The sequence below is a fragment of the Streptomyces sp. NPDC014870 genome, assembly GCF_043081505.1.
In the GTDB taxonomy this organism is placed as follows: domain Bacteria; phylum Actinomycetota; class Actinomycetes; order Streptomycetales; family Streptomycetaceae; genus Streptomyces.
Genome location: NZ_JBIBWQ010000002.1, coordinates 191074 through 206819 on the forward strand (window position 1 = coordinate 191074; position 15746 = coordinate 206819).

A 15746-nucleotide genomic window follows, 5' to 3' on the forward strand; every position below is an offset into this window, starting at 1 on the left:
CCTGCCGTCCTTCCCACCCATGTCCATGCGCTTGTCGTGCCGGTCACGTGAGTTCGCGCTTGAGGATCTTTCCGGTGGACGTCATCGGCAGGGTCCGCACGATCTCCACGATGCGCGGGTACTTGTAGCCGGCCATCTGCTCCTTGCCCCAGGCGATCAGCTCGTCGGGACGAACCTCGGCGCCACGCTCGAGGATGACGAACGCCTTGATCTCCTCGCCGTGGCTTTCGTGCGGCACGCCGACGACCGCGGCCAGGCTGACCGCCGGGTGCGTCATCAGGACCTCCTCGATCTCGCGCGGGTAGACGTTGAAGCCCCCGCGGATGATCAGGTCCTTCGCCCGGTCGACGATGTAGTAGAAGCCGTCCTTGTCCCTACGGGCCAGGTCGCCGGTGCGGAACCAGCCGTCCCTGACGGCTTCGGCGGTGGCCTCGGGGCGGCCGTGGTAGCCCTTCATGACGTTGTGGCCCTTGACCGCGATCTCCCCGACGGCGCTGCCCGTGCCGTCGTCCTCGACCTCGGACCAGTCCGGCTTGACGAGCTTGACCTCCACGCCCCAGATCGGCACGCCGATGGAGCCGGGCCGGGGCTCTCGCGCCGGATCGCTGAAGGTCACCACCGGCGACGTCTCGGAGAGGCCGTAGCCCTCCAGGACCTGGACGCCCAGTCGCTCCCTGACCTGCTTGATGAGCTCGGCGGGAAGCGAGGCACCACCGGCGACACCGATGCGCAGGTTCCTCGCGATCCTCTCGACGTCGACGTCCTCGGTGAGCGCCTGCAGCAGGCCCCACCACATGGTGGGGACGCCCGCGAAGAAGGTGATGTCCTCCTGCTGCATCAGGGACACCGTCTGCCGGGCGTCGAACCGTGGCAGCAGCACCAGTGTGCTCGCCGTCGAGAAGCCGGCGTTCATCTGCACGGTCGCGCCGAAGGAGTGGAACAGCGGCAGCACGACCAGATGGGTGTCCAGCGCCGACCGGTTCTCCAACAGCTGGTTGACCGCCAGGGCGTTGAGCACCAGGTTGGCGTGGCTGAGTTCGGCGCCCTTCGCCTGCCCCGTCGTACCGCTCGTGTAGAGCAGCACGGCCGGATCGTCCCCCGACGTCCCGATGCTGTCGAACGTCGCCGCGGTGCCCCGCAGCGCGGCGCCCATGGTCTCGACGCCCTCGATCGGGCTCTCCGCCGCGGGATCGGCGGTGATGAGGAAGAAGTGCTCGCAGGCAGGGGTCTCGCTGAACCCGGCGTGCCCCTCCGCCCCCATCGGCAGGCCCTCGCCGCCCTCGAAGCAGAAGTACGCCTTCGCCTCCGAGTCGGCGAGGTGGTAGGCGACCTCCCGGCCCTTGAGCAGGACGTTGAGCGGTACGACGACGGCGCCGGCCTTGAGGATCCCGTAGTAGACGATCGGGAACCAGGGCACATTCGGGCAGCTGAGCGCGACCTTGTCGCCGGGCCAGATGCCGCGGTCCACCAGGAGGTTGGCGACCTGATTGGCGGCGGCGTCGATCTGGGCGTAGGTGAGACGCGTCGTGCCGAGGACGACGGCGTCCCGGTCCGGGTGTGTGCGGGCGGAGTCCTCGAGCAGGACCGAGAGGTTCAGCATGGTGTCTTCCGGAAAGGTGGACCGGGCCAGGCCGCGGGGGATCGGAACACGCGGCCTGGCTCGGGGCGGGTGGGGTTACACGCGGCTTGACGCGGACGTCAGAGCTGCCGCAGGAGCCGGTCGAGGGCCTCGGCCGTCGCCTCGATGTCGGCGGTGGTGTGTGCCGTGCTGAGGAAGACCTTGCCGGACGGCATGAACAGGAAGCCCTGACGCAGCATCCCGTCGAGGATCAGGGTCCAGAGCCCGCTGGTTCCGTGGAGCCCTGTGGCGCCACCGGCGGGGACGTACTGGAGGAGCGAGCCGACCCGGTTGAAGCTGCCGAAGTCGGGCGATGAGCCGAGAACGGCGCCGACGAGGGCTTCGAACTCGGACGAGCTCCGTTCGAGTTGCTCGTAGACCGCGGGGTCGGCCAGGACGCGCATCGTCGCCGCGACGGCCGCCAGTGCGATCGGGTTGGCGTTGAAGGTTCCGGCGTGGACGACGCCGGAAGTCACCTGGTCGACCAGATCCGCCCGGCCGACGACGGCGCTCTGGGTGAAGCCGCCGGCCATCGCCTTTCCGAAGACGGACAGGTCGGGAAGGACGCCGTACTTCTCGGCCGCCCCGCCGCGTGCGATGCGGAACCCGGCGATCACCTCGTCGAAGACGAGGACGACGCCGTGCCGGTCGCAGAGGGTCCGCAGCGTCGACAGGAACCGCGGCGAGGGTGCTTCGACGCCGGCGTTGCTCATCACCGGGTCGACGAGCACGGCCGCGATGTCGCGCTCGACGGACTCGCTCAGCAAACGCTCGGCCAGCTGTACGTCGTTGAAGCGCGCCACGACCAGGTCGTCAAGCACGCTGGCCGACTGCCCCGGCCCGCCGGGGGTGGCGGGGCGATCGCAGTCGTCCTCGGACATTCCGGCGTACACGGTGTCGTGCCAACCGTGGTAGCTCTTGGCGAACTTCAGGACGCGGCGCCGGCCGGTGGCGGCGCGCGCGAGGCGCAGCGCCACCTGCACCGCTTCGGTCCCCGTGTTGCTCCACAGCAGTCGCTCGCCGTGCGGCACCGCTTCGAGGACCGCTTCCGCCGCGAGGTACTCCAGTGGGTGGCCGGTGCCGACGACCTGCATCTTCGTCGCGACCTCGGACACCGCGGACAGCACGCGCGGGTCACCGTGACCGAGGACGAGCGGCCCCCAGGCCATCACGTAGTCGATGTACCGGTCGCCGTCCAGGTCCCAGACGTGTGCGCCTCGCGCCTCGCGCACGAAGAGCGGATGGGGAGGCATCGCGGCGCGCAGGCCCGACCCCACACCTCCGCCGATGCTGCGGCGGGCTCGCTCGAAGGCCGAGCGTGATGATTCCAGGGCCATGAGATCGCCCCTGCCTTTCAGTACGTGATCACCGAGCGGATGCCGATGCCGCGCTTCATCTGGTCGAACGCCTCGTTGACGGCCTTCAGGTCGATCACGCTCGTCACGAGCGAGTCCAGATCGATGCGGTGGTTCATGTAGTGGTCGATCAGCAGCGGGAAGTCGGAATCCGGCTTGCTGGAGCCGTAGTTGGAGCCGATGAGCGACAGTTCCTGATCGGACATGACGAAGGGGTCGATGGAGATCCTCATGCCGTCCGCCACCTGCCCGGCGACCACCGCCGTGCCGCCCCGGGCCAGGACCTCGTAGGCCGACTCGATGGTGCGGGGCAGCCCGATGGCCTCGATGGCGATCTCCACACCGCGTCCGTCGGTGAGCCGGCCCACCCGGTCGGCGAGGTTCTCGCGGGAGCTGTTGATCAGGTCGGTCGCACCGAAGACGCGTGCCTGCTCGAGCTTCTCGTCGGAGATGTCCGCGGCGATGATCTTCCGCGCGCCGGCGAGCCGGGCCCCCTGGATCGCGTTCAGCCCGACGCCTCCGCAGCCGAGAACCAGCACGGTATCGCTCGGCCGCACGCCTGCGGTGTTGACGGCCGCACCGACGCCGGTCGTGACGGCGCATCCGACCAGGGCCGACTGCGGGAACGGGGCGTCGTCCCGGATGGCGATCGCGGCTGATTCGGGCACGAGGGTGTACTGGCCGAACGTTCCGAGGCCCGCGAAGCTGTAGACGTCGCCCTGCTCCGCGGACGTGACCCGGGTCCGGCCGTCGAACGACAGGTGGTTCGCCGAGTGCCGGCTGACCATGTCACACAGGACCGGCCGGCCACTGATGCAGTACTGGCAGCGGCGACATGAGGGCGTCCAGGACAGCACGACGTGATCGCCCTTCTTCAGCGTCGTGACACCCTCACCGACGCTCTCGACGATCCCGGACCCTTCATGGCCGAGGATCATCGGCGCAGGAACCTCCCATTCGCCCGCGAGCACGTGAAGGTCGCTGTGGCACACCCCGCTCGCCTTGAGCCGCACCAGCACCTCGCCGGGCGGAGGCGTCGAGGGGAGCGTCACCTTCTCGATGGTCAGCGGTTCGTTCGGTGCTCTGAAGACGGCGGCGTCGAATTCAATGGTCATGACACATTCCCTTCCGTGCGCTGTGGCGATCAGGTCCGAGCGGTGCGGATGAGCTTCTTGTTGGCGAACTCGTCGATCCCGCCCCGGCCCAGTTCGCGGCCGAAACCGGACCGCTTGACCCCGCCGAAGGGCAGTTCCGCGCCTTCGAGGCCGACGCCGTTGACGAAGACCATGCCGGCGTCGATCCTGTCGGCGACGCGCAGCGCCTGCTCGGCGTCCGTCGTGAACACGTAGGAGCCCAGCCCGTACGGGGTCTCGTTCGCCAGCTCGACGGCCTCGTCCTCGGATCCGACGCGGTAGACGGTCGCGACGGGACCGAAGAGCTCCTCGGCGGCCGACGGCGAGGTCGGCGAGACGCCCGTCAGAACGCCGGGCGGGAAGTACGCCCCTTCGCGCTGTCGAGCGGAGACGAAGGTCGCCCCGTCAGCGACGGCTCGCTCGACCTGGGCCTCGACGTACTCGGCGGCGGCGACCGAGGAGAGCGGCGCCAGCCCGTCGGTCAGGGCGAGCACCTTCTCGGTGAACTTGTCGAGGAAGGCGTCGTAGAGGTCCTCGGCGACGATGAAGCGCTTCCCGGCGTTGCACGCCTGCCCGGCGTTCTCGAACCGAGCCTCGACCGCCGCCTGGACCGTGGCGTCGAGGTCGTGGGTCGACAGCACGATGAAGGGGTCGGAGCCGCCCAGTTCGAGCACCACCTTCTTGAGGTTGCGCCCGGCCTTCTCGGCGACCTCCGCGCCGGCCCGCTCCGAACCGGTGAAGGAGACGCCCTGCACCCTGGGGTCCGCGATGGCGCGAGCGATCTGCTCGCCGGTGGCGTGGACGTTGACGTAGCAGCCCTGGGGGAAGCCCGCGTCCGTGAACAGCTGCTGGAGTGCCTCGGACGACTCCGGACACTGCGACGCGTGCTTGAGCACGATGGTGTTGCCCAGCGCGAGGTTGGGTGCGGCGAACCGGGCCACCTGGTAGTACGGGTAGTTCCAGGGCATGATCCCCAGCAGCACGCCGACCGGCTGGCGACGGACGAAAGCGGTGCCCTCTCCCTCCAGAAGCTCGATCGGCTCGTCGGTGAGGAACTTCTCCGCGTTTTCGGCGTAGTACCGGTAGATGGAGGCGCTGAACTCGACCTCCCCGACGGCCTCTTCCACCGGCTTGCCCATCTCCCGGTGGATGATCTCGGCGAGCTGCTGGCTGCGCTCGCTGTGCAGGGTGGCGACGGCGTGCAACAGCTGGGCGCGCTGTTCCACGGAGGTCTGCCTCGACCAGCGCGCGTAGGCGTTCGCCGCCCCGTCGAGCGCCGCGGCGACGGTCTCGTCCGTCGCGGTGGGGTACTCCTTGACCAGCTTGCCGCTGGCGGGGTCCACCACCGCGTACACGTGCCTCTTCGCCATGCTGACTCCTTCTTCGTGATTCGGGTTCATGCGGGGGCCCCGGTCGCGCGGGCCGGGTTCGCGTCCAAGGCCGCGTTGTGGTCGTGCAGCGCGCGGTAGGCGCGGAAGTAGACGAATCCCTGGGTGCCCCAGGTCGCCAGCGCGGCGGTGTAGAAGATCGTGCGGTTCGCGTCGTCGAACGGCAGGGGGAAGAAGTCGTACGTGATCGCGATGGTGGTCCCGGCGGCCGTGACCAGTCCGGTCCAGATCGCCGGCCACCTCGCGCCCGCGTCCCAGAGCCGCTTGACGAAGTAGCAGAGGAACACGGCCGTGGAGAGGTTGACGACGACGTAGAACACGGCGACCCAGAACGCGTCACGGTCGGTGTGGAGATTCGCGTCGTGGAAGGGCCGGAGGAACAGGGCGGCCACGATCGCTACCCCGAACACGGCGACGTCGACGCGGCGGCTCGGCTTGTAGCGATGGGTGACCTTCATCAGGCCCAGGACCAGGATGAGCGTGATGCCGACCGACCTGGAGAATGCGTCGAAGAAGTACGCCAGGTCGTACAGGACGCTGTCGCTCTTGGCTCCGAGCAGCGACCAGAGCAGGAAGTTGCTGCCCGACGTCGCGACGACCATCCACTCCAGACCGAGGAGGTAGTTGCCGTACCGGCGGATGAACCTCCAGCCGTAGAAGTAGCCGGCGAAGATCATCCACAGGTCGGCCAGCAGGAACAGCGTCTCTCTCATCGCGCCGCCCCCTCGCGGACGCCGCGGGCCAGGAGGGCGACGACGTTCTCGGCGGTGCGCTGGCCCGTCAGAACCGCGCCGTTCATGGTTCCGGCCCATTCGCCGGCGGTTTCGGAGCCCGCCCAGTGGACGCGCCCGTGGGGCTCGCTCAGCGCCTTGCCGAAGCTCGTGGTCGCGTAGGGGGCGACGGCGGGGTTGGGGCCGCCCGGGGCGAAGGGCTCCGCTCCCCAGCAGTGGTCCACGTAGTCGATCGGGGTGAGCGCCTGCGGACCGTAGAGGTCGGCGAGCTGCCGGACCACCCGGTCGCGTCGGGTCTCGGGGCTGAAGCCGTCGAAGACGCGCGGATCGCAGAAGGCCATCAGGACGCCCGGTCCGCCGGGGGCGGGGGACACGTCGAAGGTGATGAACACGGTTCCGGTGTCGGTCACCGCCTCGCCGGAACAGCCGTCGGCCCGCCAGAACGGCCTCTCGTAGGCCACGAAGGCCTTGCTCAGCACGCCCATGCGCCAGGTGCGCGCGAGCCCTTCGGCCTGCTCGGGCAGAGCGGGATCGAACGCGATGGCGGCGCGGTGCGCGGGCGCGGCCGTGACGATCGCGTACCCGGCATGGATCTTCCCGGTGTCGGTGTGGACGGTCACGCCGTCGTCGTCCTGCGTGATGCGGCGCACCGGTGTCTCCAGGCGCACGCGGTCACCGAGCTTCTCCGCCACCCGTTTGGCGATCTCCTGCGTGGTCTCGACGAGCCGGTCCTGCTGTTGACCGCCGTCGACGTCCAGCATGTGGTCGAGCCCGCCCGCCGAACGGATGTAGCGCAGTGCGTGCAGCAGGGAGACGTCTCCCGGGGTGCAGCCCCACTGCACCTTGCTGATGACGGTCATCAGCGCACGGGTGCTGGGCAGCGCGTTCTTCCGGTCGAGCCACTCGCCGAACGAGACGGCGTCGAGCCGGCCGGCCCCCGGCGTCTCCCACGCCGCGTCCACGTCGACGGTCGCGACCAGCTTCTTCACCGCCGCCTGCATGCGGGCCATGTCCACCAGAGCCGCGGGGGAGACCTTGGGAATGGTGCCGCTGTAGGTGCGGCGCCGGCCCGCCATCCACAGCACGTTGCGGCCCTGGGCGAACTGGTCGGTGGTGGTGCACCCGACCCGGCTCGCGAGGTCCCGGACGGCGGTGTGGCGCCGGGCCACCCACGTCGCTCCGAGGTCGACCTGCACGCCGGCCACCTCGCCGGAGAGCGAACGGCCTCCGACCCGGTCGCGGCCTTCCACGACCAGGACGGATCGCCCCGTGCTCACCAGTCGCTCCGCCGCGCTCAGACCGGCGAAACCGGCACCGACGACCACGACGTCGACCGTGGTGCTCCCGGAGCGGGGCTCACGAGATCCGGACATGGCTGCCTCCTTCACCCACGCGGTTCGCGTGCTGCGCGATGTAGGTCGTGATGGGGCCGACGAGGGACTCGGGGAGGTGATGGCCCATGCCGGGAATGACCACGTGCTGTGCCGAGCGGATCGCCTTGACTGTCGCGGCGCCGCCGCTCGGGCTCACCAGTGGGTCTCGGTCGCCGTGGATGACCAGCGTCGGGGCGGTGATCCGGCTCAGCTGGGCCGTCCGGTCCCCGGAGCGCTGGATGGCCTGGATCTGGCGCGCCGTGCCGGCCGCCGGGTCGCCGCCGCTGCGGTCCCAGCCGCGCGCCGCGATGGCCGCCTCGGCCGCGTCGTCGATGGGGTGCCCCGTTCCCGCGATGTGACGGGTGAGCCTCAGGTGGGCACGGACCGCCGCGGTTCTGTTCCTCGCCGGCGGGGCGGCGAGGAGCCGGATCGTCGACAGGGCCGGCTGACCGACCTTGCGCGCCCCGGTGGTGGAGTAGAGGGAGGCCAGCGACAGGACCCGCTCGGGCGCCGTGGCCGCGATCGTCTGCGCGATCATCCCGCCCATCGACCGCCCGACCAGGTGCACCCGCGCGATCCCGAGATGGTCGAGTACGCCGACGGCGTCCTGGGCCATGTCGGCCAGCGTGTACGCGTCGCCGCGCGGACGCGAGGCGATCTGACGCCAGAGCCCGGGAGGGGGCGAGGCGACGAACGTCGACTGGCCGGCGTCGCGGTTGTCGATCGCGACGACCCGGAAACCGCGGGCGACGAGGGAGCCGACGAACGAGTCGGTCCAGAAGGTGAGGTCTTCGCCCAGTCCCGCGATGAGCAGCATCGCGGGGTCGTCCTTGTCGCCGTGGTCCCGGAAGCAGATCGTCATCCCGGACGGCAGGGTCGCGTACTGGTCGGCGCTCTCGACGGCGCTCGTCTCAGGCACGGGTGGCTCGCCTCCCGCCGGGTGCCGGCGCGGCCGCCCGGCGGGCGCCGAACCGGAGGTTCTCGTCGGCCACGGGGCCGCGCAGCGCCCTGGCGTCCTCGGGGTAGGACATCGCCATCCGCCAGGGCTTCTCGGGGCCCTGCTTGGGCAGGAGCTTCTCGCCGCGCTTGGCGTACCCCGCCTTGAGGTCCATGACGGGCCTGCGGTTCGTTCCCGGCGGTGCGACCGGAACCACCGTGTCGTATCCGCGGGCGTCCATGTGCCTGACCAGGTCGATGAAGTAACGGCACATCAGGCTCACCTTGAGCGTCCAGGACGAGGTGGTGTAGCCGATCGCCATCGCCCAGTTCGGCATCCCGCTCAGCAGCATGCCGCGGTAACAGAGCGCGTCCGCGATGTCGATCTGGTGCCCGTCGACCACGAGGGGCATGCCGTCGAAGAGCCGCAGGTTCAGCCCCGTCGCGGTGACGATGATGTCGGCTTCCAGCTCCTCACCCGACGCCAGGACGATGCCGCGCTTGCTGAACCTCGCCACGGCGTCGGTGACGACGGAGGCCCTTCCTTCCTTGATCGCGTCGAAGAAGTCGCCGTTCGGTGCCACGCACACCCGCTGGTCCCACGGGTCGTACGGCGGGTTGAAGTGCTTGTCGACGTCGAATCCCCTGGGAAGGCGCTTGACGTTCTCGCGCCGGATGAAGGCCCGTCCTGCCTTGGGGAAGGTCCGCAGGCCCTTCACGACGGCGTGCTCGGTCCAGATGTTCTTGAACCGCGTCACGGCGTACCCGCGTTCTTCCCCGAGCAGCTTCGTGAGCGCCAGGGCGACCTTGTCGACGCGGGGGAGCGCCATGACGTAGGTGGGGGTGCGCTGCAGCATCGTCACGTGCCGGGCGGCGCCTGCCCCGGTGGTCATGGCCGGCACCAGCGTGATCGCGGTCGCGCCGCTGCCGATGACGACGACCTTCTTGTCGCTGTAGTCGAGTCCCTCGGGCCAGTGCTGCGGATGGACGATCTGGCCCTCGAAGTCCTCCCGTCCCTGGAACTCCGGGGAGAACCCCTCGTCGTACCGGTAGTAGCCGGTGGCGGCGAAGACCCATTCCGCGTGGATCGTCCTGGTCCGGGTCGCTCCCGTGGCGGGGTCCGACGTCTGGACGGTGAGGGTCCACCGTGAGTCCGCCGTGGACCACTCCGCGCGGACGACCCGGTGGCCGAGCCTGAGGACGCGCTCCAGGCCGTTCTCCTCGACGGTCTCGTGGAGGTACTCCTTGATGAGGGGAGCGTCGGCGATCGCGGCTTCGTGGCGCCAGGGCTTGAACGCGTATCCGAACGTGTGGAGGTCGGAGTCCGAACGGATGCCGGGATAGCGGAACAGGTCCCACGTGCCTCCGATGTCGTCGCGCGCTTCCAGTACGGCGAGCGACTTGTCGGGCAGTTCCCGGCTGAAATAGGTGGCCGCGCCGATCCCGGAGATCCCGGCTCCGATGATCACCACGTCGAATTCCTCGACGGCGTCCAACACCTCAGCTGTCATGGCGTTTCCTCGCTGTTCCTGTGGCGGTTACCTCACTGTCGCGAGCCGCGACCGCCTGCGAGAACGACAGCGGGCACCTCCTTCGCCCGGGCTTGGTGCACAGTGCACAGGCGGGTCGCCCCGCTGAGCTCGTACGGCGGTCGGCGTCCGAGCCGCGACCTCGGCCGAGGCCGAGACTCGGCCTTTCGCGGAGCAGGGCGACGGGCGGCTTCGGCGTGGCGGCCGGCCTTTCGGAAGCCATTGCGGGGGCGAGGACGGCGTGATAGACGTTTGCCCCCCACGTGTTTAGTAGCACTAAACGCGTGGCTGTGGTCGTGCGCAGAGGACGAACCCGCTGTCCTCACCGTCTCGCTCGGAGCCACCTTCTTCCAGGACCGAGCCGGAGAGGCAGAAGCCGGATCTCCTCGCCCCGCTGCGCGAAAGCCGCTCCGGTTCGCTGCGCGTGGGCGTACCGCATCACGCACCCCTTCACACACCCATGACGAGCCGGTACCGGCCCGTGAGCCGAAAGGTGGTCGCGATGACCGACCTCTCCAAGACAGGGCACGTCGAAGCAGCCGACGGTGGAGCGGGTTCGGGAAACCCGCTCCACCGCGGGCTCGGCGTCTCGCAGATCGTGTTCATGGTCGTCGCCGCGGCGGCGCCGCTCGGGCTGGTGGCCGGCGGGGTGCCGCTCGCCTTCGCCGTGAGCGGCAGCCCGGGGATGCCGCTGTACTTCGCGCTGTCCACCGTGCTGCTGCTGGTCTTCGCGGTCGGCTTCACGCTGATGGCCGGACGGGTACGCAACGCGGGCGCCTTCTACGCCTACGTCCAGGCGGGGCTGGGCCGGATCCCCGGTCTCTCGGCCGCGACCCTCGCGCTCTTCTCCTACACGCTGCTTCTCGTCGGGGTGAACGCCTACGTCGGCGTCGCGACGAGCAACGTCATCGAGCGGTACGCCGACGTCGGCTTCCCGTGGTGGTCGTGGGCACTCGTCTCGCTGGGCGTCATCGCCTTCCTCGGCTATCGCGACATCGAGCTGAGCGCCAAGGTGCTCGGTGCCGTGCTGGTGCTGGAATCCCTGCTGCTCCTGGTCCTGGACCTCGGCATCGTGGGTCACGGCGGCGCCCATGGCCTGACGGCCGAGCCGTTGTCGCCGTCGATCGTGGGAACCGGCTCCCTGGGACTCGGCGTCATGTTCGCCATCTTCGGGTTCATCGGCTTCGAGGCGACGGCCGTGTTCCGCAGCGAGGCGAAGGACCCTGACGCCACGGTCCCGCGGGCGACGTACGTCGCGATCCTGGTGATCGGGGTCTTCTACTCGTTCACCGTGTGGGCGATCGTGGTGGGGGCCGGCGTCGACTCGGTGGTCGGAGCCGCGCAGGCCGACCCCGAGGGCCTGGTCCTCACGCTGACGCGTAGCTACGTCGGGTCCGTCTGGGCCGACACCATGCAACTACTACTGATCACGAGCCAGTTCGCTTGCGTACTGGCCTTCCACAACGTCGTGACGCGCTACCAGTTCGCGCTGTCCCGGGCCGGCGCGCTTCCGGCGTCGCTGGGTGTCGTTCACTCCCGGCACCGCGCGCCGTCAGCGTCCTCGGCCGTCGCCTCGGCGGTCGCGTTCGTCACCACGGTCGTCGTCGCCGTGCTCGACCTCGACCCGATCGGGGACCTCTACGCGTGGTTCTCCGGTGCCGCCACCCTCGGCATCGTCCTGCTGATGGCGGCCACCAGCCTCGCGGTCATCGGCTTCTTCCGGCGCGCCGACGGGCGGCAGTCGGTGTGGCGGACGGTCGTGGCCCCGGGCGTCGCCTTCCTCGGCCTGGCCTGCGTGGTCTGCATGATGGTCGCCAACTTCCCGCTCCTCGTCGGCACCACCACGGGTGCCTGGGTGATCGGCGGGCTCGTCGCCCTCTCGGCCGTGGCCGGCGCGGTGCAGGCCCTTGTCCTGCGAGCGCGCCGACCGGCTGTCTACGAGCGACTCTGAGCGACTTGCTGGTCAGCTCATGAGCGCAGGGGCGCGACCGGCCTGTGCAGCGTGCACCGTCCCCGGGGGAAGCCGGTGCCCGGTGTCGTTCTCACCGCGACCGTGGCCTGTGACAGTGGGGTACGAGGCAACCGCCACCGGCGAAGTTCGGTTTCGCCGAGCACCGTGTCGTGGGCGGGCCGACCGGGGCGCCCAGGGGAGTGACGTTGAAGAATCCGACGGTCGTGGTGGGGCTCGGCGCCACTGGCCGGGCCATCGCTTCTTCCTTGCTGCAACGCGCGGACGTGGAGATCGTGGGAGCGGCGGACCGGGACCCCCGCGTGGTTGGTCAAGACCTCGGAGTGCTACTCGGTGGCGTCGCGAACGGTGTCGTCGTCGTGAGCGACCCGGCCGAGCTGCCCGCCGCCGACCTCGCGATCGTGGCGACCGTCTCGGATCTGCACAGGGCGGCCGACGTCCTGCTGCCGCTGCTGGAGCGTTCGTACAACGTCCTGAGCATTTGCGAAGAGCTGGCCTATCCATGGCGGAGCCACCCCGATCTGGCCCGACGGCTCGACGACACGGCGAAGTCGCATGGCGTGACCGTCCTGGGCACCGGGGCGAACCCGGGCGTCCTGATGGACACCCTTCCTCTCCTCCTGACGGCACTGACTAAGCGTGTGGAGAGCGTGCGGATCCACCGACGGACGAACATGTCACGCTACGGCGCGATCCTGTCGAAGTTCGGCCTCGGTCTGACCATGCGCGAGTTCGCGACGGCTCGCAGCCGGGGCGAGGTCGTCGGACACTACGGCTTCGAGCAGGCCATCGGGGCGCTCGCGGCAGGGCTCGGATGGGATCTCGACTCGGTGGACGTGGGAGAGGTCGAACCCGCTGTCGTGACGACTTCGCCGCGCGTCGGGGACCACATGCGTATCGAACCGGGGCAGGTCGCGGCTGTCACTCATGCCGCCCGGGGCGTGCTCAAGGGCGAAGTGGTGATCGATCTGGAGATCACGTTCGGGTTCTTCGAGCCGGCCGATGAGGTGGCCGCGGGCGACGACTACCGGATCGTCGGAGAGGAGCAGGTCGTCGACCTCCGTTCCTCCGTGGGCTTCGATTCCTTCCTCAGCACCGTCGCGGCGGCGGTCAACGCCTCCACCGCGGTCGTCGAGGCGCGTCCCGGTCTCCCGTCGATGGGGGACCTGCCTGCCCGTTCGGTCGCGGCCAAGGGAGAGCGGCGAGCGGGCCGGGCCTCGCTCGGGGCCACGACTTCTCAGGACTGAGACGGAGACGCAGAAGACGGAGAACCTCCTGTTCGCCGTCTTCACGCGTCTCGCCGAAGAGTCGCCCGTCACGGTTGATCCGCCGGACGGGGACGGGGGCTCGGGCGCGCTGCCGAGCACGCCTCGACGCGGAGTACGAAGTGGGGCGGACGCCTCACCTGGAAGGAGATCGGGACAGCATGAGGACCGACGGCACGAAGTACACCAGCTTCACCGGCTGGATCGACCCGCCGGACGACGTGCGGCCCGCGCTGGACGGCGACCTCACCTGCGACATCGCCGTCATCGGCGGCGGCATGGGTGGCATGGCGGCTGCGCTGCGCCTCGCGGAGCGCGACCAGGAGGTCGTCCTGTTGGAGGCCGAGTTCTGCGGCTACGGCTCGGCCTCGCGCAACGGCGGTCAGATCGCCGGGGCGCCGGGTGGCGACCTGCGGATGCTCAGCCTCCAGTCCCCGAAGAAGATGCCGGTCATGGCCAAACTGGCGGAGCACGCGGGCCGCTATGTGGAAGACCTCATCAAGAGGCACGACATCGACTGCGACTACGTGGCGAACGGCCTGGTTTGGGGTGCGGTCTCACCCCTCATGATGCTCAGGGTGCGTACCCAGGCGGCGATCCTGCGCGCCTTCGGTGGGGGCGGGACCGTCGGCAGCAGGGAGGAGCTCGGCCTCCCCGCCGGCTTCGTGGGCGGGATGCGGGAATCCATCGGGGGGATGCTGAACCCGGGCAAGCTCGCTCGTGGTGTGCGTCGCGCGCTGCTCGCCTCCTCGGCCAAGGTCTTCGAGCGGACGCGGGTGAGCGATGTCCGGCGCACAGGCGGCATCGTCGAGATCACGACACCGCACGGCACCGTGCGGGCCGGCAAGGTGCTGCTCGCGACCAGCGTCTACGGCGGCGAGTGGGACATCACGCCCAAGAACCTCGCGACGCCGCTGTACGTCATCGAGATCGAGTCGGAACCCATCGCACCGGAGCGGCTCGCAGCGCTGGACTGGACCAGTCGGTCCGGCATCATCACCCAGCACCAGTTGATGACCCACTACCGGCTCACCGAGCGCAACACCATCGTCTGCGGGGTCCGCAAAGCGCAGCGAGGCCAGACCTACCCGCTCCCGGACCGGGTCCCGGACCCCAGTGTCGTGCGGGACATGGGGAAGGATCTGGCCAACCGGTTCCCGTCGCTGTCCGACGTGGCCATCGAGCGGGCCTGGGGCGGTTGGATCGGCATCAGCCCGGACTGGCTGTCGGTCGCCGGGCAGGTGGGTGACAACGTCTTCTACGCGATGGCCTGCAACGGCCACGGCCTCTGCCAGGTGCCGTACGTGACCCATCAGCTCGCCGACTACATCGTCGACGGTGAGATGTCGGAGGACCTCGCCGGCATCTGGTCGGACGCTTCGAAGTACTCGCCGTCGATGTCGCTGCTGATGCAGCCGTTCGTCCTCCGAGCCATCTGGGGGCTGGACCGGTTCAACGACTTCTTCAACGGCAGCAGGACGCGGGCCCGGCGGGCGCTCCGTCGTGCCAGGCGCGGGGGTTCCTGAGGGTTCGGGCGACGCCTGCTCCGTGACGGCGCGGTGTGAGATTGCCACCCGCTACGACAAGACGGCCGGGTCCTGCGAAACAGCCGTCGCCCTCGCATCACTCCTGATGCGGGCCCGGCATTCGACGCCAGGATCTAGGCGGGCCCTCGCGCGGCGCGCAGCAGGGGAGGCGACAGGACCCAGAGGACCTCGCTCACCGTCGTACCCGGATTGTCGAACTGGTGAAGCGTCTGGCCGGAGAACGAGGTGGACACCCCTGCCGACAGCATCCGGGTCTCGCCCCCGACGATCAGACGGGTCGAGCCGCTCAGCCCCATCGCGAAGATCGTGGTGGTGTCGAGCCGATAAGGGCCCCCGGTGCCCCCGCCTGGCTCGATCACGGAACGGAAGACCTGAAACGCCGTGGTGCCGGCGGGCGTGAGCAGGTACTCGGCCACGCCCTCACCGCCCATGCCGATCCGGCTTCCGCCGTCCACGACCTGCTCGTCGGGGTACGCGAACAGCTCCCCGACCCCGATCCGCAGCACCTCGCAGACGCGCAGCAACGTCGGGACGGACACGCTGGTGAGCCCACGCTCCAACTGGCTCAGAAAGCCCTTGGTGACCTCCGCCCTGCGCGCGACCTCCGTCAACGACAACCCGCGGTCGATCCTGATCTTCCGCAGCTGCGCGCCTGTGGACGCTTCGAGGGCGGCGGCGCCCCTTTCCGCTCCATCTGCTGTCCCGCCGTCACCGATGGACATGGTGTGCTCACCGCCCGTCCCGAGGCCGAGGTCGTGTGCCTGTCAGGTGACGGGCCGACCCGGACGAGTCCTCTCCGTGGCACGAGGCTAGGGCATGCGCGCCAGGGGCGGTCGGTGCGCCCCTGCGGAGGAGGGAGGGGGCGACGGCGTCGAACCCCTTGTGGTGCCGACGAGAGCGTG

Annotated in this window: 12 protein-coding genes; 3 read left to right on the top strand and 9 right to left on the bottom strand. The window is 69.7% G+C overall.

What is annotated here, in order from left to right; all coding sequences use genetic code 11:
- Window positions 1–43: 43 nt before the first annotated feature.
- From ACF09C_RS05465 to ACF09C_RS05500, 8 genes are all read right to left on the bottom strand, one after another.
- A complete protein-coding gene (locus tag ACF09C_RS05465) occupies window positions 44–1600 on the bottom strand; it encodes a long-chain fatty acid--CoA ligase (RefSeq protein WP_392089028.1) in 1557 nt (518 codons plus the stop codon).
- Between the two features lie 98 nt (window positions 1601–1698).
- Complete coding sequence (locus tag ACF09C_RS05470) at window positions 1699–2955, bottom strand: aspartate aminotransferase family protein (protein ID WP_392089030.1); 1257 nt, start codon at window positions 2953–2955, stop codon at window positions 1699–1701.
- A gap of 17 nt (window positions 2956–2972) precedes the next feature.
- Window positions 2973–4088, bottom strand: coding sequence for a Zn-dependent alcohol dehydrogenase (locus ACF09C_RS05475; RefSeq protein ID WP_392089031.1), 1116 nt, complete (start codon window positions 4086–4088; stop codon window positions 2973–2975).
- Between the two features lie 29 nt (window positions 4089–4117).
- Entirely contained in the window at window positions 4118–5476 is a 1359-nt protein-coding gene (locus tag ACF09C_RS05480) for an NAD-dependent succinate-semialdehyde dehydrogenase (protein ID WP_392089033.1), read from the bottom strand.
- 26 nt (window positions 5477–5502) lie between these two features.
- A complete protein-coding gene (locus ACF09C_RS05485) occupies window positions 5503–6207 on the bottom strand; it encodes a transporter (RefSeq protein ID WP_392089035.1) in 705 nt (234 codons plus the stop codon).
- Window positions 6204–7598, bottom strand: a complete 1395-nt coding sequence (locus ACF09C_RS05490; protein WP_392089037.1) for a flavin monoamine oxidase family protein — start codon at window positions 7596–7598, stop codon at window positions 6204–6206. The genes ACF09C_RS05485 and ACF09C_RS05490 overlap by 4 nt, the downstream gene beginning before the upstream one ends.
- On the bottom strand, window positions 7582–8517 hold the full coding sequence (locus tag ACF09C_RS05495; protein WP_392089039.1) for an alpha/beta fold hydrolase: 936 nt from the start codon (window positions 8515–8517) through the stop codon (window positions 7582–7584). The genes ACF09C_RS05490 and ACF09C_RS05495 overlap by 17 nt, the downstream gene beginning before the upstream one ends.
- Window positions 8510–10045 carry a flavin-containing monooxygenase gene (locus ACF09C_RS05500; protein ID WP_392089042.1) on the bottom strand — a complete coding sequence of 512 codons (1536 nt, stop codon included), beginning with the start codon at window positions 10043–10045 and terminating at the stop codon, window positions 8510–8512. Before ACF09C_RS05500 ends, ACF09C_RS05495 begins: the two co-directional genes overlap by 8 nt.
- A gap of 520 nt (window positions 10046–10565) precedes the next feature.
- Between ACF09C_RS05500 and ACF09C_RS05505 the strand changes: the two genes are divergently transcribed.
- The 3 genes from ACF09C_RS05505 (at window position 10566) to ACF09C_RS05515 (ending at window position 14823) form a co-directional block, all read left to right on the top strand.
- On the top strand, window positions 10566–12014 hold the full coding sequence (locus ACF09C_RS05505) for an APC family permease (RefSeq protein ID WP_392089044.1): 1449 nt from the start codon (window positions 10566–10568) through the stop codon (window positions 12012–12014).
- 224 nt (window positions 12015–12238) lie between these two features.
- Complete coding sequence (locus tag ACF09C_RS05510) at window positions 12239–13279, top strand: dihydrodipicolinate reductase (RefSeq protein ID WP_392089046.1); 1041 nt, start codon at window positions 12239–12241, stop codon at window positions 13277–13279.
- Between the two features lie 179 nt (window positions 13280–13458).
- Entirely contained in the window at window positions 13459–14823 is a 1365-nt protein-coding gene (locus ACF09C_RS05515) for an NAD(P)/FAD-dependent oxidoreductase (RefSeq protein WP_392089048.1), read from the top strand.
- A 134-nt stretch (window positions 14824–14957) separates the two neighbouring features.
- Here ACF09C_RS05515 and ACF09C_RS05520 read toward each other — a convergent pair whose 3' ends face one another.
- A complete protein-coding gene (locus ACF09C_RS05520) occupies window positions 14958–15566 on the bottom strand; it encodes a helix-turn-helix domain-containing protein (protein ID WP_392089050.1) in 609 nt (202 codons plus the stop codon).
- Window positions 15567–15746: the final 180 nt, after the last annotated feature.

Excerpts from the sequence above, each read along its gene's own strand:
- ACF09C_RS05465 (WP_392089028.1), bottom strand. The coding sequence starts at position 1,600 with ATGCTGAACCTCTCGGTCCTGCTCGAGGACTCCGCCCGCACACACCCG.
- ACF09C_RS05470 (WP_392089030.1), bottom strand. The coding sequence starts at position 2,955 with ATGGCCCTGGAATCATCACGCTCGGCCTTCGAGCGAGCCCGCCGCAGC.
- ACF09C_RS05475 (WP_392089031.1), bottom strand. The coding sequence starts at position 4,088 with ATGACCATTGAATTCGACGCCGCCGTCTTCAGAGCACCGAACGAACCG.
- ACF09C_RS05480 (WP_392089033.1), bottom strand. The coding sequence starts at position 5,476 with ATGGCGAAGAGGCACGTGTACGCGGTGGTGGACCCCGCCAGCGGCAAG.
- ACF09C_RS05485 (WP_392089035.1), bottom strand. The coding sequence starts at position 6,207 with ATGAGAGAGACGCTGTTCCTGCTGGCCGACCTGTGGATGATCTTCGCC.
- ACF09C_RS05490 (WP_392089037.1), bottom strand. The coding sequence starts at position 7,598 with ATGTCCGGATCTCGTGAGCCCCGCTCCGGGAGCACCACGGTCGACGTC.
- ACF09C_RS05500 (WP_392089042.1), bottom strand. The coding sequence starts at position 10,045 with ATGACAGCTGAGGTGTTGGACGCCGTCGAGGAATTCGACGTGGTGATC.
- ACF09C_RS05505 (WP_392089044.1), top strand. The coding sequence starts at position 10,566 with ATGACCGACCTCTCCAAGACAGGGCACGTCGAAGCAGCCGACGGTGGA.
- ACF09C_RS05515 (WP_392089048.1), top strand. The coding sequence starts at position 13,459 with ATGAGGACCGACGGCACGAAGTACACCAGCTTCACCGGCTGGATCGAC.
- ACF09C_RS05520 (WP_392089050.1), bottom strand. The coding sequence starts at position 15,566 with ATGTCCATCGGTGACGGCGGGACAGCAGATGGAGCGGAAAGGGGCGCC.